18 protein-coding genes are annotated in these 18,779 nt (G+C 42.4%); 2 read left to right on the top strand and 16 right to left on the bottom strand.

Annotated features, from left to right (window positions below):
- Nucleotides 1-15: 15 nt before the first annotated feature.
- The 4 genes from floA to rpsU form a co-directional block, all read right to left on the bottom strand.
- The gene (gene floA / locus IEE86_RS12695; RefSeq protein ID WP_034661354.1) at nucleotides 16-1,008 is read right to left on the bottom strand and encodes a flotillin-like protein FloA; all 993 of its coding nucleotides are present in this window, start codon (nucleotides 1,006-1,008) and stop codon (nucleotides 16-18) included.
- Nucleotides 1,009-1,035: 27 nt separating this feature from the next.
- Nucleotides 1,036-2,349, bottom strand: a complete 1,314-nt coding sequence (locus IEE86_RS12690; RefSeq protein WP_191097535.1) for an NfeD family protein — start codon at nucleotides 2,347-2,349, stop codon at nucleotides 1,036-1,038.
- A 141-nt stretch (nucleotides 2,350-2,490) separates the two neighbouring features.
- Complete coding sequence (locus IEE86_RS12685) at nucleotides 2,491-2,940, bottom strand: GatB/YqeY domain-containing protein (RefSeq protein WP_191097534.1); 450 nt, start codon at nucleotides 2,938-2,940, stop codon at nucleotides 2,491-2,493.
- A gap of 14 nt (nucleotides 2,941-2,954) precedes the next feature.
- The gene (gene rpsU / locus IEE86_RS12680) at nucleotides 2,955-3,128 is read right to left on the bottom strand and encodes a 30S ribosomal protein S21 (RefSeq protein WP_003152957.1); all 174 of its coding nucleotides are present in this window, start codon (nucleotides 3,126-3,128) and stop codon (nucleotides 2,955-2,957) included.
- A 181-nt stretch (nucleotides 3,129-3,309) separates the two neighbouring features.
- Here rpsU and IEE86_RS12675 point away from each other — a divergent pair, with 181 nt between their 5' ends.
- The gene (locus IEE86_RS12675) at nucleotides 3,310-4,239 is read left to right on the top strand and encodes a Na/Pi symporter (RefSeq protein WP_191097533.1); all 930 of its coding nucleotides are present in this window, start codon (nucleotides 3,310-3,312) and stop codon (nucleotides 4,237-4,239) included.
- Nucleotides 4,240-4,280: 41 nt separating this feature from the next.
- Here IEE86_RS12675 and mtaB read toward each other — a convergent pair whose 3' ends face one another.
- From mtaB to gpr, 12 genes are all read right to left on the bottom strand, one after another.
- Nucleotides 4,281-5,639 carry a tRNA (N(6)-L-threonylcarbamoyladenosine(37)-C(2))-methylthiotransferase MtaB gene (mtaB, locus tag IEE86_RS12670; RefSeq protein ID WP_191097578.1) on the bottom strand — a complete coding sequence of 453 codons (1,359 nt, stop codon included), beginning with the start codon at nucleotides 5,637-5,639 and terminating at the stop codon, nucleotides 4,281-4,283.
- Nucleotides 5,639-6,409, bottom strand: a complete 771-nt coding sequence (locus IEE86_RS12665) for a 16S rRNA (uracil(1498)-N(3))-methyltransferase (RefSeq protein ID WP_191097532.1) — start codon at nucleotides 6,407-6,409, stop codon at nucleotides 5,639-5,641. Before IEE86_RS12665 ends, mtaB begins: the two co-directional genes overlap by 1 nt.
- A 23-nt stretch (nucleotides 6,410-6,432) precedes the next feature.
- Nucleotides 6,433-7,368 (bottom strand): 50S ribosomal protein L11 methyltransferase, encoded by a 936-nt coding sequence (prmA, locus tag IEE86_RS12660; RefSeq protein WP_191097531.1) that lies wholly within the window; start codon nucleotides 7,366-7,368, stop codon nucleotides 6,433-6,435.
- 22 nt (nucleotides 7,369-7,390) lie between these two features.
- Nucleotides 7,391-8,524: a molecular chaperone DnaJ gene (gene dnaJ, locus IEE86_RS12655; RefSeq protein ID WP_191097530.1), complete on the bottom strand. Its 1,134-nt coding sequence runs from the start codon at nucleotides 8,522-8,524 to the stop codon at nucleotides 7,391-7,393.
- A gap of 165 nt (nucleotides 8,525-8,689) precedes the next feature.
- The gene (dnaK, locus tag IEE86_RS12650) at nucleotides 8,690-10,528 is read right to left on the bottom strand and encodes a molecular chaperone DnaK (protein WP_191097529.1); all 1,839 of its coding nucleotides are present in this window, start codon (nucleotides 10,526-10,528) and stop codon (nucleotides 8,690-8,692) included.
- Nucleotides 10,529-10,557: 29 nt separating this feature from the next.
- Nucleotides 10,558-11,115, bottom strand: a complete 558-nt coding sequence (gene grpE / locus IEE86_RS12645) for a nucleotide exchange factor GrpE (RefSeq protein ID WP_191097528.1) — start codon at nucleotides 11,113-11,115, stop codon at nucleotides 10,558-10,560.
- A 63-nt stretch (nucleotides 11,116-11,178) separates the two neighbouring features.
- Complete coding sequence (gene hrcA, locus IEE86_RS12640) at nucleotides 11,179-12,210, bottom strand: heat-inducible transcriptional repressor HrcA (RefSeq protein WP_003217350.1); 1,032 nt, start codon at nucleotides 12,208-12,210, stop codon at nucleotides 11,179-11,181.
- A gap of 81 nt (nucleotides 12,211-12,291) precedes the next feature.
- Nucleotides 12,292-13,431, bottom strand: a complete 1,140-nt coding sequence (gene hemW / locus IEE86_RS12635; protein WP_191097527.1) for a radical SAM family heme chaperone HemW — start codon at nucleotides 13,429-13,431, stop codon at nucleotides 12,292-12,294.
- Between the two features lie 114 nt (nucleotides 13,432-13,545).
- Complete coding sequence (gene lepA / locus IEE86_RS12630) at nucleotides 13,546-15,384, bottom strand: translation elongation factor 4 (RefSeq protein WP_191097526.1); 1,839 nt, start codon at nucleotides 15,382-15,384, stop codon at nucleotides 13,546-13,548.
- Nucleotides 15,385-15,537: 153 nt separating this feature from the next.
- Nucleotides 15,538-15,870 carry a YqxA family protein gene (locus tag IEE86_RS12625; protein WP_191097525.1) on the bottom strand — a complete coding sequence of 111 codons (333 nt, stop codon included), beginning with the start codon at nucleotides 15,868-15,870 and terminating at the stop codon, nucleotides 15,538-15,540.
- Between the two features lie 13 nt (nucleotides 15,871-15,883).
- Nucleotides 15,884-17,092, bottom strand: coding sequence for a stage II sporulation protein P (locus tag IEE86_RS12620; protein WP_191097524.1), 1,209 nt, complete (start codon nucleotides 17,090-17,092; stop codon nucleotides 15,884-15,886).
- Between the two features lie 66 nt (nucleotides 17,093-17,158).
- Nucleotides 17,159-18,274: a GPR endopeptidase gene (gene gpr, locus IEE86_RS12615; RefSeq protein WP_191097523.1), complete on the bottom strand. Its 1,116-nt coding sequence runs from the start codon at nucleotides 18,272-18,274 to the stop codon at nucleotides 17,159-17,161.
- Between the two features lie 198 nt (nucleotides 18,275-18,472).
- Here gpr and rpsT point away from each other — a divergent pair, with 198 nt between their 5' ends.
- Nucleotides 18,473-18,739, top strand: coding sequence for a 30S ribosomal protein S20 (gene rpsT / locus IEE86_RS12610; protein WP_008342485.1), 267 nt, complete (start codon nucleotides 18,473-18,475; stop codon nucleotides 18,737-18,739).
- Nucleotides 18,740-18,779: the final 40 nt, after the last annotated feature.

The raw sequence follows: 18,779 nt of genomic DNA, 5'->3' as shown, positions 1-18,779 counted from the left end.
AGCGTGAGAGGATGCTTATTTGTTTTCATTATCAGATGGACCTTTTGTCATTTTACCAAATGAATCTCTCATATCCGTATCAGCATCGATATTCTTAATGTTCATGTAGTCCATGACTCCAATGTTACCTTCGCGTAATGCTTCGGCCATTGCAAGTGGTACTTCAGCCTCTGCTTCTACGACTTTCGCGCGCATTTCTTCAACTCTCGCACGCATTTCTTGTTCTTGTGCAACAGCCATTGCGCGGCGTTCTTCCGCTTTCGCTTGTGCGATGTTTTTGTCGGCTTCTGCTTGGTCCGTTTGCAGAATCGCTCCAATGTTTTTACCGATATCCACATCTGCGATATCAATCGATAGAATTTCAAACGCAGTACCTGAATCTAATCCTTTACCAAGAACCGTTTGAGAAATCATATCAGGATTTTCTAGAACCTTTTTATGATTATTTGAAGAACCGATTGTAGAGACAATCCCTTCACCTACACGAGCAATGATTGTTTCTTCCCCTGCACCACCGACAAGTCGTTCGATGTTTGCGCGAACTGTAATACGTGCTTTTGCTTTTACTTCAATCCCGTCCATCGCAACACCTGAGATAAATGGTGTTTCAATCACTTTAGGGTTTACACTCATTTGTACAGCTTCAAGTACGTCACGGCCTGCTAGGTCGATCGCTGCACAGCGTGCAAAGTTCAATTCAATATTCGCACGTTGAGCCGCGATCAATGCATTCACAACACGGTCAACGTTACCACCTGCCAGGTAGTGACTTTCTAATTGATTAATCGTCACATCAAGACCTGCTTTATGTGCTTTGATAAGCGGATTGACCACTCGGTTTGGAATGACTCGACGAAGTCTCATTCCTACAAGTGTAAAAATGCTCACTCTTACGCCAGCCGCTAGGGCAGAAATCCACAGCATCACCGGTACAAAGGTGAAGAAGATCGATAGAACGATCAAACCTGCTGCGATAATCACAAATAATAGTAAAGTAGATGGATCCATTTTATTCCTCCTATAAATTCAGTATATCTATACTTTCCTCACGACAATGCGTGAGCCTTCCGCTTTGACAATTTTTACTTGTTCATCCTTGCCGATAAATGCACCTTCTGACACAACATCAATGCGCTCATCTCCGAGTACAATCGTACCGGATGGACGAAGTGCTGTTGCTGTCACTGCGATTTGCCCAACAAGGTCTTCTCTTGTTTCATTTGAGACATAACCACTTTCTTTATTGGTCGAATCGGTTAAAATGAACTTTTTAAAAAATTTCATACGTTTCCCCAACACCTTTGTCAATAAAATAACTGCTATGATTGAAACAGCAGTGGCAATCAAGATGGAAATCGCCATTTCTGTAAAGCTTCCAGCTGCTAAAAATAAGCTGACAACAACACAGATTAGTCCAATGACACCTACGATTCCCCCTGGCAAAAACAATTCCAAAATAATGAGTGCAATGCCTGCTAAAAACAGGAACAACGTCTCATATCCTGCAAAGCCTGCCACGAGATGACCATAAAAGAATAGAAGAAGCGCTGTCACGCCCATGGTACCAGGGACCCCAAAGCCTGGAGAATAGAGCTCAACAATCAACCCTAAGCTTGCGATGGATAAAAGGATCGGAATGACGATTGGGTGCGTGAGAAAACGCGCAACCTTTTCAGCAAAACTTACTTCATCGTATTGAACCGAGGTGTCTGCTAAGTTTAGCTGCTGAAGCAAGTCATCCATATTTTTCGCTTCCCCTTCTGCATAACCGAATTGAAGCGCCCGGTCTGTGCTGAAGGTGAGCAATTCTCCTTTTGGTGCACCAGCTTCTTTTGCATCTATATCTACATCTGCCATCGCAAGAGCATATTTTGGATCACGCCCCTGCTTTTTTGCAGCATCACTCATTTCAGCAAGCCATAGAGATTCAGATTTTTGATCGGCCGCATTGCCTTCGCCATCAATGATCGCAGCAGCCCCCATCTTTCCGCTTGGGGTCATATAAATCTGATCGGTATTTAATGCAAGGAAGGCCCCGGCTGAAAGCGCTCTATGATTGACAAACGCTGTCACAGGAATATCAGACGCACGAATGGTATCTGCGATCTCAAGCGCTGCATCAACTGCACCACCTGGTGTGTTGATGTCGAGAATAATATGTTTCGCCCGCTCGGACTTTGCTTGCTCAAATGATCGTTCAACGAATTTAGAAAGTCCCTTTTCTACTGTATCTTCAATTGGGATGACATGAACTTTCTGATCTGCCGATTTCGCGGTCAATTGAACCCCTAATAACAAGCATATTATAAAACAACTGAAGAGAGCAATAGAAATTTTTATTTTTTTCATCTATTTGGTGATCCCTCCTCTCTTTCTTTTATTTTACCGTTCCTTTACATACGTTACAAATGTATCATAGGTTTCATTTTTATATGACTGAATGATGGCGGCACAAAAAAAGTACCCTTCTAACAATAGAAGGATACTTTTTTATTGAGACAGCTGCTCGCTGACAAGTCTGTTAATGACAGCACCATCAGCTTTACCTTTTACTTTTGGCATAATAGCGCTCATCACTTTACCCATTTCAGCCTTCGAAGAAGCACCTGTTTCAGCGATCGTTTCTTTCACAACCGCATGCAGTTCTTCTTCAGAAAGCTGTTCAGGTAAATAAACGTCTAAAATGTCAATCTCTTTTTGAACTTTATCTACTAAATCTAAGCGATTAGCTTTCGAAAATTCATGGAGGGAGTCTTTACGTTGCTTAATCTCGCGGGAAAGGACGGTTAGTTCCTCATCGCCGGTCAAACTGTCTTTCTTAAGCTTTATTGCTTCATTTTGGAGCGAAGCCTTTACCATACGAATGACAATAAGCTTGTCTTTCTCACGGTTTTTCATAAAATGCTTCATATCAGAATTTAATTGCTCAAGAAGACTCATAAAATCCACCCTCTTTAGAATTTACGTTTTCTAGCAGCTTCAGACTTTTTCTTGCGCTTTACGCTAGGCTTTTCATAAAATTCACGCTTTCTTGCTTCTTGCAATGTTCCAGTTTTGGATACACTGCGTTTAAAGCGACGAAGAGCATCTTCAAGCGATTCGTTTTTTCTAACGACCGTTTTTGACATTCTCTTTCCCTCCCTCCGAATACACCAATCGACTGCATTAAAAAAAGATATACATGCAAACATGTACCTAGACATTATAATATAAGCCCAGTGCGAGGTCAACTAAGTGATTTGGAAATATATTTTCGTCATGAGCAGGTAGACAAGTCCATATATTCATTGGTAAGAGGAGGACTTTTCTATGATGGCGATCATTTATTTTTGTGCACTTATTTTCATTTTTTTATGGTCAATGGGCTTGCTGAGAAAAGGATTAATGGCGCTGGCGTCGTCTCGTATTGAGAAATCGCTTCTTCTCTTTACAGATCATCCGGTGAAGGCATTCTTGGTCAGTATTGTGTTTACCGGCGTGCTTCAAAGCAGTTCGGCGTTTATGGTCATTGTCATCGGCTTTGTGAGTACAGGCATCCTAACTTTCAAAAAATCAATTCCAATGATCCTTGGGACTAATATCGGATCCACGTTTACGACAGAATTTATAGCGATTAAAATGGACGTGTTCATGTGGGTTTTAATTGCGTCTGGTCTTATCTGTATCATTTTTGGTCAAAGGTCCTTCAGGCATGCAGGAAAGAGTCTATTTGGGCTTGGGATGATCTTTTTTTGTATACAAGGCTTTTCAAAAATTGCGGGTATGATGACAAGCCAGCCAGAGACTTTGCGTTTTCTTGAAATGATGCAGCACTCTGACTGGACAGCGCTGCTTTCGGGTACCATTTTCACAGCGATTGTTCATTCAAGTTCCGTCTGTATCGGCATTTTAATGGGGTTTATGAATGAAGGGACTGTGGCACTTCAAGAGGGCATTAGCTTTGTTTTAGGGTCCAATATCGGGACATGTATTACCGCTGTGATGGCTGCTATATCTGGCGGCTGTGCGGCACGTCAAACAGCTTACGCGCACGTCGTGTTTAATGTTCTCGGGGTTCTTTTATGCCTCCCATTTCTCGCTATGATCACAGAGTTCGTCGCACTTCTTGCGAGCTCTCCCGCCCAGCAAATTGCGCATTTTAGTCTCCTGTTTAATGTCGCAAGCTCTCTACTCTTCTTCCCTTTCATTCGTCCTTTTCACGCCTTGATCTTATGTCTTTTACCGAACCAGTCGAAATAAAAGAAACCGGCTTGCCCTCATGGCTGCCGGTTTTTGGTCTATTATGAAGTCATTCTCACTTTGTCTGTTTGCAAGTCATCGCTGATACGGACGAATTGTCCTTCGTTATAAGGATAGCCCGCTTTCGTCACTTTCACCTTGACCAAACGGCCGATCATGTCCTCGGTCCCTTCAAATACAACCTTCATATAGTTATCCGTATATCCTACATAAAGATTATGCTTTCCGTCTTGTTCTTTGAAGGATTCTTCTGGAATAATCTCTAGGACATCCCCTTCATATGCTGATGCATATTCTTTCGCAAGTTGGTCAGAAAGAGCAATCAAACGGTGAACGCGTTCGTTTTTCACATTTTCATCCACTTGATCTTCCATTCTTGCAGCTGGTGTGCCTGTACGTTTGCTGTAAGGGAATACGTGCAGCTCAGAGAATTGATGGTCTTTGACAAAATTGTATGTTTCTAAAAACTCTTCTTCTGTTTCCCCAGGGAATCCAACGATGACATCAGAGGTCACAGCAAGGCCTGGCAATGCTTTTTTCAGCTTTGTTAAACGCTCTGCAAAGAATTCCATCGTATATTTACGGCGCATTCTTTTCAGCACAGTATTAGATCCAGATTGAAGCGGAATGTGCAGGTGTCTGACAATTTTATCTGACTGATCCAGCACTTCAATCACTTCGTCTGTGATTTGACTTGCTTCAATTGATGAAATGCGGATTCGTTTTAAACCGGTGACACGTTCATCTAATTCTTTTAGAAGCTTCGCGAAGTTATAATCCTTTAAGTCTTCACCGTATCCGCCTGTGTGAATACCAGTTAACACAATTTCTTTATAGCCGGCATCAACAAGCTGCTGCGCTTGATTGATGACCTCTTCAGGATCACGAGAACGAAGTAGTCCGCGAGCCCAAGGGATGATGCAGAATGTACAGAAATTGTTACAGCCTTCTTGGATTTTCAATGAAGCACGCGTTCTGTCTGTAAAGGCAGGAACATCCAGCTCTTCAAAGACCCGTGCTTTCATGATATTGCCAACCCCGTTAATCGGCTGTCTTTCTCTTCTGTATTCTTCAATATAACCAAGCAGTTTATGTCTGTCTTGTGTTCCAACCACAATATCAACGCCAGGAATCGCCATGATTTCTGCTGGAGACGTTTGCGCATAACAGCCTGTGACACAAATGACACCGTCTGGGTTATGCCGAATGGCTCTTCTAATGACTTGGCGGCTTTTTTTATCGCCTGTATTTGTGACTGTACATGTATTAATGACATATACGTCAGCTTTTGATTCATAATCTTTTCTTTCATAGCCAACTTCTTTAAACAGCTGCCAGATCGCTTCTGTTTCATAGTGATTGACCTTACAGCCAAGTGTATGGAACGCTACTGTTCCCATCATGATTCACCTCTTAATAACTCTGTTTGATAAGATATAGCAGAAAGCGCGTAAAGAGGAGCTGTTTCTGTTCTTAAAATGCGTGGTCCGAGCCCGCAAATGACTGCACCAAGCGTTTCAAGCTCTTCAATCTCCTTTTCTGCCAAACCGCCTTCAGGGCCAAAAACCACTAATAAGGTTTGTCCGCGTTTCATCTGTTGAAGCACAGTTTGAAATCGGCTTTGCTCGCCTTCTTTCGATGATTCTTCGTATGCAACGACACATTTATCGAATTCACTAGCGAGCTGAGTCAGCTCTTTAAACGTTGATACCGGATGAACATGTGGAATGATATTCCGGTAGGACTGCTCGGCTGCTTCTTTCGCAATTTTCTCCCAGCGCTCTCGTTTTTTATGTGACTTTTTTTGGTCAAGTTTTGTAATGGAACGAGCCGCTTGAAAGGGGACAAAGGCACTTGCGCCAAGCTCGGTGCCTTTTTGAATGATCAGCTCAAGCTTATCTCCTTTTGGCAGACCACTCGCTATCGTCACACTGATTGGAAGTTCTCTGTTTTGATTTGTCCAGTCTTCGAGGCGGCAAATCACTTCTTCCTTTGTTATTGTATCAATTTTACTCAGCGCTTCAAAGCCGTCTGTCGTTAAGCAAAGGATTTCCTCTCCTGCTTTCATTCGCATGACATTTGAAAGGTGATGTACATCTTCACCTTTTATAACGATGGCTCCCTTTGCCATTACTTCTTCTTTCGTGAGGTCGATAAAATATCGTTGCATACGTGTCCTGACACCTACTCGCTTTATTTTTTCGCTATGATACTGACCCAATCTTCCATTGACAGCACTTCAACAATGTCAAAGCCAGCTTCTTCTAAAGCCGTTTTGACTTGTAATTTCTTTTGTCCAATGATGCCTGATGTAATGAAATAGCCATCTTTCTTCAATAAGTCATAGGCTTGATCTGTAAAGCGTAAGATGACCTCTGCCAGAATGTTGGCAACGATCACATCACGTTCACCTGAAATCCCATCAAGTAGATTGTTTTGCTTCACAGTGACTTGTTCGCTCACACCATTGAGTTCGATGTTTTGCTTCGCACTTTCAACCGCAACGGTGTCGAGATCAAAGGCTTGAATGTCCTTTGCACCAAGCATCGCTGCTGCCACACTTAAAATCCCAGATCCTGTTCCAACATCAATCACCGTATCGTTTTCCTTCACATAGCGCTCAAGCGCCTGAATGCAAAGGACAGTTGTTGGATGCGTACCTGTTCCAAATGCCATCCCAGGGTCCATTTCAATGATCAGTTCATCAGAATGAACTGGTGTATATTCTTCCCACGTTGGAACGATGGTGAATTTTTCAGAAATTTTCACAGGATGATAGTATTTCTTCCATGCGGTTGCCCATTCTTCTTCATTTACTTCACAAATGGACAGCGTATTTCGTCCAAGGTCAATATCGTATAGAAGAAGATTGTTGATGGCTTCTTTGATCTCATCTACCGTTTCCATCAAAAAGCTATTCATCGGAAGATAGGCTTTCACAATAACCCCTTCATCCGGATAATCATTCGGATCGAGCTGGTAGATCTCACCGTATACATTTTCACGTTCCTTGACTAAATCAAGCGGGTCCTCAATCACGACACCACTTGCACCTGCTTCATGCAAAATATTGGTGATTGGTTCCACCGCTTCATTTGTTGTATGGACGCTAATTTCTGACCACTTCAATACTACCAACTCCTTATCCGTCTTACTCGCCTTTAAATGCGCGTTTTACCTTATCGAAGAAGCTCATTTCTTGTTCGTCCGGTTTATTTCCGCTCACTTCAGCAAATTTTCTAATGATATCTTTTTGATTGTCCGTTAAATTTGTCGGTGTGACCACACGTACAACGATGTGCTGATCGCCTTGACCATAGCCGCGTACATTCTTCACACCTTTTCCTTTGAGTCTAAACTTTGTTCCAGTTTGAGTACCAGCAGGAACTTTTAATTTTACTTTTCCGTGTAATGTCGGCACTTCAATTTCGTCACCTAATGCAGCCTGCGCGAAGGTTAGTGGCATTTCACAATAAATGTCGTCTCCGTCACGTTCGAAGAATTCATGCGCACGCACATGGAACACAACGAATAGATCGCCTGGAGGACCTCCATTAACACCTGGTTCACCTTGACCAGATACTCTCAGCTGCTGACCATCGTCAACCCCCGCTGGGATCGTCACGTTGATTTTCTTACGCTTACGCACTTTACCAGATCCGCCGCATGTTGAACATTTGTGATCAATTTGTTTTCCTGTTCCGCTACAGTAGTTACATACTCTGCGGTTAACGACTTTACCAAACGGGGTTGACTGCTCAACATTTAATTGGCCAGAACCACCGCAATGTGAGCATGTCTTTGCCTGCGTTCCAGGCTTTGCACCTGATCCATGACATGTTTCACATGATTCCTCGCGAGGAATTTCAATCGTTGTTTCTTTCCCAAATGCGGCTTCTTCAAACGAAAGCGTCATTGTATATTGAAGGTCTGCTCCTTGACGTGGTGCATTTGGATCTCTTCTTCTGGCCCCGCCGCCAAAAATACTAGAGAAGATGTCATCAAAGCCACCGAAGCCGCCAAAGTCTCCCCCTCCACCAAAACCGCCACCGCCAAAGCCTTGATTTGGATCGGTATGACCGAACTGATCATAATGCGCACGTTTTTGATCGTCAGAAAGGGTTTCATAGGCTTCTTTTACTTCTTTGAATTTCTCATCTGAGCCAGCTTCTTTATTAATATCAGGGTGATACTTTTTTGAAAGCTTGCGGTATGCCTTTTTAATTTCGTCCTTTGAGGCGCTCTTACTCACGCCAAGCACTTCATAGTAATCACGCTTACTCATCTCTTCACACTCCCGATTTTCTCACATAAATACGATTGTATCATTTTGATTTGACCTTTTTCAATTCCTTTCATCGTTGAAAAGAAAAAAAGTCAAAGCCAAGAGATCCTGACTTTGACTTTCTGACGAGTACGTTTCAGCAGTCTTTTTCAAAAGTAAAGGTGATTATTTTTTCTCTTGATCGTCGTTTACTTCTTCGTATTCTGCATCCACTACATTGTCATCTGCTTTTTGAGCACCTTCAGCGCCTTCTTGCTGAGCTTGTGCTTGCTTTGCAGCTTCTTCATAGAGCTTTGTCGTTAATTCTTGAACGATTGTTTGCAGCTCATCTTTTTTCGCTTTGATGTCCTCAAGCTCGCCTTTTTCGATCGCAGCTTTTAGTGCATCTTTCGCCTCATTTGCTTTTTTCACTTGCTCTTCATCGATTTTGCCTTCTAGATCTTTTAATGTTTTTTCAGTTGTAAACACTAATTGATCTGCTTCATTGCGCACTTCGATTTCTTCTTTTTTCTTTGCATCTGCTTCAGCATTTTCTTCTGCTTCTTTGACCATTTTTTCGATCTCTTCATCAGAAAGACCTGAAGAAGATTTGATTGTAATGTTTTGTTCTTTTCCAGTACCCATATCTTTCGCACGTACGTTCACAATACCGTTTTTATCGATATCAAAAGATACTTCGATTTGCGGTACGCCGCGTGGTGCTGGCGGGATATCAGTTAATTGGAAGCGGCCTAATGTTTTGTTATCCGCTGCCATTGGACGCTCACCTTGCAAGACGTGGATGTCTACAGCTGTTTGGTTGTCAGCAGCCGTTGAGAATACTTGAGATTTACTTGTTGGAATCGTTGTATTACGTTCAATCAGCTTCGTGAATACGCCGCCCATTGTTTCAATTCCTAAAGAAAGTGGTGTCACGTCAAGAAGAACAACGTCTTTCACATCTCCTGTGATGACGCCACCTTGGATCGCCGCACCAAGTGCAACCACTTCATCAGGGTTTACGCCTTTATGAGGGTCTTTGCCTGTTTCCTTTTTGATCGCTTCTTGCACTGCAGGAATACGAGTTGATCCACCAACAAGGATGACTTTATCAATCTCACTAGCAGATAAACCAGCATCTTTCAGTGCTTGACGTACAGGTGTCATTGTACGCTCAACAAGCTCAGAAGAAAGCTCTTCGAATTTAGCACGCGTTAATGTTAATTCAAGGTGAAGAGGTCCTGCTTCCCCAGCAGTGATAAATGGCAGTGAAATTTGTGTAGATGATACACCAGAAAGATCTTTTTTCGCTTTTTCAGCAGCATCTTTTAAACGCTGAAGTGCCATTTTATCTTTTGAAAGGTCAATGCCATTTTCTTTTTTGAATTCTGCCACTAGATGATCAATGATGACTTGGTCAAAATCGTCTCCACCTAGACGGTTGTCCCCAGCAGTTGAGCGTACTTCAAAGACGCCGTCTCCAAGCTCAAGGATGGACACGTCAAATGTACCGCCGCCAAGGTCGTATACAAGAATTGTTTGATCTTCTTCTGTTTTATCTAAACCATAAGCAAGTGCAGCTGCTGTAGGTTCGTTGATGATACGTTCTACTTCAAGACCAGCAATTTTACCTGCATCTTTTGTTGCTTGGCGTTCTGCATCGTTGAAGTAAGCAGGAACTGTGATGACAGCTTTAGTTACTTCTTCGCCAAGATAGGCTTCAGCGTAAGATTTAAGGTGTTGTAGAATGATTGCAGAGATTTCCTGCGGTGTATAGTTCTTGCCTTCAACCTCTACTTTATAATCTGTTCCCATATGTCTTTTGACAGACATGATTGTGTTCGGGTTTGTAATTGATTGACGTTTCGCTACTTCTCCAACTTGGCGCTCTCCGTTTTTAAAAGCGACAACAGATGGTGTTGTACGTGCTCCTTCAGCGTTGGCAATGACTTTTGGCTCGCCGCCTTCAAGTACTGCTACACATGAGTTTGTTGTTCCTAAGTCAATCCCAATGATTTTACTCATATTCGATGACCTCCCATTATGTTATGTAGTTATTGATTTACTTTTACCATTGATGGACGAATAACTCGGTCTTTGAGTTTATAGCCCTTTTGCAATTCTTCTACTACGATATTTGAATCGAAGTTTTCATCTTCAACTTGCATGACGGCTTGATGAAGGTTTGGATCGAACTCTTTGCCGACAGCTTCAATTGGTTCAAGGCCTTCGTTTTTCAGCGCCTCTACCAGCTGGCGATAAACCATTTGCATTCCTTCTAACAAACTTTTCGTCTGCTCATTATCTGGATCAATTCCAAGCGCTCTTTCAAAGTTATCAAGAGCTGGGAGAAGATCGCTGACGACATGTTGAGAACGATATTTTTGCACGGTCTCCACTTCAGTTCGAGCACGGCGTTTATAGTTTTCAAAGTCTGCTTGAACACGCAGAATTTTGTTTTCTTTTTCATCTAGAAGCTGCTGCAATTCATCAATTTTCTCTTGGAAGGCAGACTGTTCATCATGCTTTACTTCCTCAGTATCTGCTTGAACTGCTTCTTCTTGTGCTTCAACCTCTGCTTCTTGCTCAGGTGTCTGTTTTTCTTCTGACATTGTGTTCACCTCCCTCAAAAGATTCAAGAATACGAAGGGGCTGTGCCCCCGCTTTTCATCACCCTACTCATCATACAAATTGGAAAGTGCGTTTGACAAGTCTTTTGATACATGATGTAAGAGACTGACGACCCTGCCATAATCCATGCGGGTTGGACCGATGACGGCAATGGAGCCGAGTGATTTTTGATCAATCGAATACGTTGCTGTAATTAAGCTGCAATTCTCCATTGCTTCCAAATTGTTTTCTGAGCCAATTTTGATCGTGATTCCTTGCTGATTTGGATGAAACAACTGCATGACATCATTCTTTTGTTCAATCAGCATCATGAGTGAACGAATACGGTCAATGTCATGAAACTCCGGCTGATTCAACATATTAATCTTCCCGCCAAAGAAAAGTTTTGATTCATTTTGAGTCGATGTGAATGTATTGCCCAGCGCATCTAAAATATGATCATAATCTTTTAAATGCGTGCGAAGTAGCATGACCACTTCTTTATACATTCTGTCCTTCAGCTGATCCATCGGGACTCCGGCTAGGCGGCTGTTTAAAATATTCATCAGCTTCTCAATATCGGAGACATCGAGATGCTCTGAGAAGGTAATGGTTTTGTTTTCAACATGCCCGCTGTCTGTAATCATGATCGCCACTGCTTTGTTTGGCTGAACAGGGACAAGCTGAATTTGTTTTAATCGATTTTCACTTAGCTTTGGTCCAAGCACAATCGATGTATAGTTTGTGAGATCTGATAAAATTTCCGCCGATTTTTGAACTGTTTTTTCCAGCTCAAAAATTTTCTCCTGAAAAGCTGACTGGATGAGCACAAGCTCTTTAGATGACAGCTTTCGTGGAGAGAGCAAATGATCTACATAATAACGATATCCTTTTTCGGAAGGAATTCTTCCTGATGAAGAATGAGTCTTTTCAATAAACCCTAGTTCCTCCAAATCAGCCATTTCGTTTCTAATCGTCGCAGAGCTGAATGTGATGTCTTCTTTTTTGGAAAGAGTCCTTGATCCAACTGGCTGCGCCGAACGAATAAAGTCATTAATAATGACTTGCAGAATCAAAAGCTGACGATTTGTTAACATCATCATCACCCCTGTTAGCACTCTCTTTCAATGAGTGCTAATTGTATAAACAAAATTACCAAACTCAAATTAAAATGTCAATTATAACTCACCGAGAAACGCTTGAAATACTTCATTCCCTAACAATTTTCCTTTTCTTGTTAAACGAATCCCAATGTCATCTTGTACAATGAGACCTTTTTCTTCTAATTCTTCAAGAACAGAGGAAAAGAGCGACTTTGGCGTTACTCCATATTTCGCTTGGAAATGGGCGTTTTGAATACCTTCGATTTTTCTGAGACCTAAAAACATTTCTTCTTCGATCTGTTCTGCTTTTGTGACCTGATGTGTTTCTTTATATGGAAAACCTGTTTGTTCAATCAGCTCCAAATAATGCTTCACTGGTCCAGCGTTTACGTTTCGGATGCCATCTATATAGCCGTGTGCTCCTGCACCAAAACCGAAGTAATCTTCATTGCTCCAATAGGTGAGGTTGTGCTGGCTTTCAAAGCCCGGTTTGGCGTAATTGCTAATTTCATATTGCTTTAATCCGTGGCGTTCCATTTCATCCATCACAAGCTCATACATTTCAGCCTCTCGTTCTTGCGGTGGTAAATGCAGTTTTCCTTTTTGCATTAAGTTGTAAAAAACCGTTTTCGGCTCCACAATGAGTGAGTAGACAGAATAATGCTCTGCACCTAATGAAAAAGCCGTCTCAAGCGAATTCATGACATGGTGTTTTTCTTGATGAGGCAAACCAAACATGAGGTCTAGACTAATGTTGTCAAACCCAACCGCTCTTGCTCGCTCGAAAGACGTGAGGACATCTTTCTTTTGATGAACTCGTCCGATTTTTTTGAGTAGATCGTCTTCAAAGGTTTGGACGCCAAAGCTCAGCCGATTCACGCCGGCTTCTTTTAACACATGAAGCTTCTCAAGCGATAGTTCATCTGGGTTCGCTTCAACGGCAAATTCAATCAGATGTTTGGTCGGTTTTAATACGCGGTGAATGCTGGTCATGAGCTGGTCTAGCTGGCTAACGGTCAGTGATGTCGGGGTTCCCCCGCCAATAAAGATTGTCTTTAGTTCCTGCTCGCCTTTTTGCTCGATCGTGTGCTGCATCTCTTTTTCAAGAGCGGCTAAGTATTCATCGACTGGCTGCGTTTTAATGAAAAATTTATTGAAATCACAATAGTGACAAATGTGCTCACAAAATGGAATGTGAATGTATGCTGCTTTCATTTGATGACACCTTCTTTACAGGTAAAGAGCCGCAGTTTATCGCTGCGGCAACTTTGTTTGTTTTCGACTATAAACGTCAAGGCTTACATTGTAAAGCAGGTTGCCTTGAGGATGTTATTTTTTCGGCGTGCTGTCGTCCATTTTCAGTACAGCCATAAAAGCTTCCTGCGGGACTTCAACAGAGCCCACTTGCTTCATGCGCTTTTTCCCTTCTTTTTGCTTCTCAAGAAGCTTTCTTTTCCGGGAAATGTCTCCACCATAACACTTAGCAAGTACGTTTTTACGCATCGCTTTAATGGTAGAACGAGCCACGATTTTTTGACCAATGGCCGCCTGAACTGGTACTTCAAAGTGCTGACGCGGAATGAGTTCTTTCAACTTTTCTACGATGATCTTTCCTCGTTCATACGCATAATCACGGTGAACAATAAAGGAAAGGGCATCGATCTTTTCGCCATTTAGCATGATATCCATTTTCACTAGAGTAGATGGACGATAGCCAATCAGCTCGTAATCAAAGGACGCATACCCTTTTGTATTGGATTTTAGCTGGTCAAAGAATTCGTATACGATCTCTGCCAAAGGAATTTCGTACACAATGCTAACGCGGTTCGCATCAAGATATTGCATATCAATGAAATTACCGCGTTTTCCTTGGCAAAGCTCCATCACAGAGCCGACGTAATCATTCGGCACCATCATTGTTGCCTTCACGTATGGTTCTTCAATTCGCTCAATCTTTTGCGGGTCAGGCAGATTGGACGGGTTATCTACAACGATTTTTTCACCGTCTGTCATATACACATCGTAAATAACACTTGGCGCTGTTGTAATGAGGTCAATTTTAAATTCACGCTCAATCCGTTCTTGGATGATTTCCATATGAAGCATTCCAAGGAACCCGCAGCGGAAGCCGAAGCCAAGTGCTTGGGATGTCTCTGCCTCATATTGAAGTGAAGAGTCATTTAGTTCAAGCTTTTCTAACGCTTCACGTAAGTCATTATATTTCGCTGTGTCAATTGGATAAAGTCCGCAGTACACCATAGGGTTCAGCTTTCTGTATCCTGGCAGTGCTTCTTTTGCAGGGTTCTCCGCACTTGTGATCGTATCCCCTACTCGTGTATCACCGACATTTTTAATCGCAGCTGTTAAGTAACCAACATCTCCAACGGTGAGCTCGTCTGTTGCCATGGCTTTCGGTGTGAAAACGCCGACTTCAAGCACTTCAAATTCTTTGCCTGTCGCCATCATTTTGATTTTCTGACCTGGCTTTACTGTTCCTTCAACAATTCGTATGTACGCAATAACGCCTCGATACGCATCATAAAGAGAGTCAAAAATGAGGGCTTGAAGTGGTGCTTCTGGATCTCCAGCTGGAGCCGGCACTTTTTCTACGATTTGTTCTAAAATATCCTCGATCCCAATGCCTGCCTTAGCAGAGGTCAGAACTGCTTCAGACGCATCTAGCCCGATGACATCTTCAATTTCTTCTCTTACACGCTCAGGCTCTGCACTTGGCAGATCGATTTTATTGATAATCGGTAGAATTTCTAAATTGTTATCAAGAGCTAAATAGACATTTGCAAGTGTCTGGGCTTCAATTCCTTGTGCTGCATCGACAACAAGAATTGCTCCCTCACAGGCAGCTAGGCTTCGGGATACCTCATAGGTGAAGTCGACATGCCCTGGTGTATCGATCAGGTGCATAATATATTCTTCTCCATCCTTCGCCTGATATTTCAGCTGGACAGAGTTTAATTTAATCGTAATGCCGCGTTCACGCTCTAAGTCCATGGAATCAAGCAATTGTTCTTTCATTTCTCGTTGAGTAATCGCCGCAGTTTTTTCCAAAATACGGTCCGCCAATGTGGATTTTCCATGGTCAATATGGGCGATAATGGAGAAATTTCGAATTCTTGATTGCCGTTCTAATCGTTTTTCATTATCTGTCACAATCTATCACTCCTACTATAAAACGCGGGTTGCGCTAGGTTAGATTATATCAATAGGGATGTAAAGATTCAATCGAAATCAAGAAAAGCCGCTCATCCGTCAGCGGCTTTTATCAAAAGGGTGATATCTCATGAATTGAAATACATTGAATCGTTATTTGCCCTTCACCCAATCATAAAGAGAACGGGCTGCATGTGTCATGCCATCAGATAAGGCTTTTCCGGCCTTGGAGAAGGCATTAAAGCTCTCTATTTCTTCAAGCTGCTTTTGCTTTTCAGCTAGATCCTTTTCTGTAACAGCCGTTCCTAAGATAGAGGCTTCCCTTTCTTCTTCGTCATTCATTTGAATAGAGAAAGCCCCCTTTAATTGCGGATCATGGTAGCCCTTCATTTGCAACATCCCATTATTCGCTTGCTGCATTCCTAAAAAGACACCAAACAGTAAAACCAATCCTAAAATAATGGTTTTTCCAATAAATGAGCCCATGCCCGTCACCACCTTAAGAACGTTTTTTCTCATCCTTTGCTTTGCCATTTACTTTTTCAGCGTCCCAGAAGATCTCACTGAACACATCGGCTGCTGCATTGGATGCATTTTTCAATTCTTCCATATTATTATCCACTCCGCCAAATTCTAAAAGAAGGGCTTTATCAGATAAATCTTGATTATAGATTCCATTATCGCCAATTTCTCCTTTGGCAAACACACCGACGCTGAGGCCTTTATATTTCTTCTCCATCAAATGATGAAACTCCGTTGCCAGCTGTAAATTTTTCTCATAGCTTTGATTCTTCTTTCCGACAACAAACGCAATTCTCGCATATTTCTTTCCTTTGATGTCGACAGTGGTATCTTTCTTCCTTCTTGAGTCACGGTGAATATCGATTAAATATTCGAGGTCGTCATTTGCAGCAAGGGCTTCTTTCACGACCAATCTGGATTCATTATACGACGACGGATACTTTAACCCTTTTTGCAGGAGCCTTTTTTCAATTTCCGTTTTGTCCACTGTGTTGCCGATTCCCTGTTGATCGAGTGCTTTTCCAAACATGTCGCCGACAAGGGTGACGTTTACTTTTGAATGTCGTGCATTGTTTGGGTTCGTTTCTCCTTTTAAAAATGGTAAATATGATTCCGTATTATGTGTGTGATAAATGTACACAGCTTTTCGTTTTCCTGTCGATCGGTCCGGCTCTTTCGCAGGCTTTTTCGGCTCATCCTCATCGAGCTTGTCCAGTTCAGCTAAATTCGCTTCTTTCTCATCTTGGATGACTTCACTTGGCGGCGGTGATTCCATTGGCATGTTGGTATAGTCTGTTCCTTCACCTGCTAAGATGATTTTTGTATCAAAATGTTCAAAGCCTGGCAGCTCTCTTCCAAGAAAACTGCGTGGATCTTCTAAATTGATACTTGTCGCAAGCTTGAGTGACAGTCCAGAGAAATTGAACCCTTTTTGATCATCGGGAACCGCTGAGGCGAAATATTGGTTTTCCATTCCCATCAGTGTGGCAAAGAACGCTCCTGACAGCTCATCAGCTACACCATATAACGTGGCTTGAGGTCTAAGCTCAGGTTTTAAAGACGTCAAAGCCCCTGACATCACGAATACGACAACAAGAGAGGCAATAAACAAGAAAATACTTTTCACTACTTTGGTACCATTAATCGCAACGACCAACTGTCGAGGACGGCGGGGTCTTTTTTTCATGATTTACTCCCTCCAGCACGCTTTCTAGTAATTACACTATGAGCGAGCTAGAGAAAGTAGAACCGATTAATGATTATAAGAACCTTTGTTATCTTGAGAGATTTTTTGATGAAGTGCTGTGTTTAATCCATTGGCGAGAACGTTTGACATATCGTCAATAAATGTATCCACTTCCTTAGGCGTCACCATTAAATTTTGCCCTAGCGGCGCAAGTACTTCATGAATTAGCTGCCTTTTCTCTTCATCAGGAAGCGTTCCTACGATGCCTAAAAAGGATTGACGCGTTTCTTCATCTGGCAAGTCTTCTTCGTTTAGCACCTTTTTCTTCCCAAATGTCAGACCAGCTGGCACAAGAGAACGAGACGGTCTATCATCTTTCAGTTCTCTACCAAAATGCTTTAAAACATAATCAATGGTGTCACTTGCGATCGTCACTGCATCAACTACTGTTGGGACGCCAATTGCAATCACTGGAATCCCTAAGGTTTCTTTGCTTAACTCCTTGCGCTTATTCCCTACACCAGATCCTGGATGGATGCCTGTATCAGACATTTGAATCGTTGTATTCACACGTTCCACTGCACGAGCAGCAAGTGCATCTATGGCGATGACAAAATCAGGTTTGGATCGCTCGATCACACCTTGTATAATGTCACTTGTTTCAATTCCAGTCAGTCCCATGACACCAGGTGATAAAGAGGACACTGGGCGATAGCCTTCCTGTACATTTTCCGGCTGTAATTCAAATAGATGACGGGTCACAAGCAGGTTTTCAACTGTGAGTGGTCCTAACGCATCTGGCGTGACATTCCAGTTTCCGAGTCCCACTACAAGACAGCTCGCATCTGCCTCAATTCCTCGGTCCTTTAAAAACTGGGCAAAATGACGGGCGAAGACCTCGACTACTTTTTCTTGCATCTCAGAATCCTTCTCCCGAATACCCTGCGCCTCAAGTGTCAAGTATGTACCTGCCTTTTTTCCTGTCAGCTCCTCTCCTTCTTTCGTGATCTCCACAGTGCGGATGCGGATGCCGTGCTCTTCCTTTTCCTTCTCGACAATCCCTTGAATGCCGTCCTTTTTGACGACATTCGGATCGTTCTCTTGTTCTAGTATCTCTTTTGTTTCAACGGCCAAGTCTGTCCGGATTTGATAAGCGCTTAAATCGAGTTTCTGTTTCTTCATAAAAAGGCTCCTTCCACCAAGTAATTAACAGTAGTCTTTCCATCTCTATAAAGAAACATTCGAGCGCTTCATCAATGAAAAATACTTTACATTTATATTGCATTCTAAAGGTGTGTTTGATAGAATACAACTTGTTCTATTGTGAAGATTTAACCTTAAGACAATTGTGTTTAGGTTGTATCTTAGGAGGTGAAACACATGCCAAATATTAAATCAGCGATCAAACGTACAAAAACGAATAACGAGCGCCGTGCACACAACGCAACAATCAAATCTGCGATGCGTACTGCGATTAAACAAGTTGAAGTTTCTGTAGCTAACAACGATGCTGAGCAAGCAAAAGCTGCTCTTTCTTCTGCTGCAAAACGCATTGACAAAGCCGTTAAAACTGGTCTTGTACACAAAAACGCAGCTGCGCGTTACAAATCAAGACTTGCTAAACAAGTAAACGGACTTTCTGCATAATGCTTGCAACGCCTCAGTGATGAGGCACCTGTTTAACTGT

The organism is Bacillus crepusculi (genome assembly GCF_014764715.1).
In the GTDB taxonomy this organism is placed as follows: domain Bacteria; phylum Bacillota; class Bacilli; order Bacillales; family Bacillaceae; genus Bacillus.
Note: the sequence above shows the minus strand (reverse complement) of the source record. Positions and strands in the feature narration are given on the sequence as shown.

Coding starts and splice junctions, on each gene's coding strand:
- floA (WP_034661354.1), bottom strand. CDS start 1,008: ATGGATCCATCTACTTTACTATTATTTGTGATTATCGCAGCAGGTTTG.
- IEE86_RS12690 (WP_191097535.1), bottom strand. CDS start 2,349: ATGAAAAAAATAAAAATTTCTATTGCTCTCTTCAGTTGTTTTATAATA.
- IEE86_RS12685 (WP_191097534.1), bottom strand. CDS start 2,940: ATGAGTCTTCTTGAGCAATTAAATTCTGATATGAAGCATTTTATGAAA.
- rpsU (WP_003152957.1), bottom strand. CDS start 3,128: ATGTCAAAAACGGTCGTTAGAAAAAACGAATCGCTTGAAGATGCTCTT.
- IEE86_RS12675 (WP_191097533.1), top strand. CDS start 3,310: ATGATGGCGATCATTTATTTTTGTGCACTTATTTTCATTTTTTTATGG.
- mtaB (WP_191097578.1), bottom strand. CDS start 5,639: ATGGGAACAGTAGCGTTCCATACACTTGGCTGTAAGGTCAATCACTAT.
- IEE86_RS12665 (WP_191097532.1), bottom strand. CDS start 6,409: ATGCAACGATATTTTATCGACCTCACGAAAGAAGAAGTAATGGCAAAG.
- dnaJ (WP_191097530.1), bottom strand. CDS start 8,524: ATGAGTAAGCGTGATTACTATGAAGTGCTTGGCGTGAGTAAGAGCGCC.
- dnaK (WP_191097529.1), bottom strand. CDS start 10,528: ATGAGTAAAATCATTGGGATTGACTTAGGAACAACAAACTCATGTGTA.
- grpE (WP_191097528.1), bottom strand. CDS start 11,115: ATGTCAGAAGAAAAACAGACACCTGAGCAAGAAGCAGAGGTTGAAGCA.
- hrcA (WP_003217350.1), bottom strand. CDS start 12,210: ATGTTAACAAATCGTCAGCTTTTGATTCTGCAAGTCATTATTAATGAC.
- hemW (WP_191097527.1), bottom strand. CDS start 13,431: ATGAAAGCAGCATACATTCACATTCCATTTTGTGAGCACATTTGTCAC.
- IEE86_RS12625 (WP_191097525.1), bottom strand. CDS start 15,870: ATGGGCTCATTTATTGGAAAAACCATTATTTTAGGATTGGTTTTACTG.
- IEE86_RS12620 (WP_191097524.1), bottom strand. CDS start 17,092: ATGAAAAAAAGACCCCGCCGTCCTCGACAGTTGGTCGTTGCGATTAAT.
- gpr (WP_191097523.1), bottom strand. CDS start 18,274: ATGAAGAAACAGAAACTCGATTTAAGCGCTTATCAAATCCGGACAGAC.
- rpsT (WP_008342485.1), top strand. CDS start 18,473: ATGCCAAATATTAAATCAGCGATCAAACGTACAAAAACGAATAACGAG.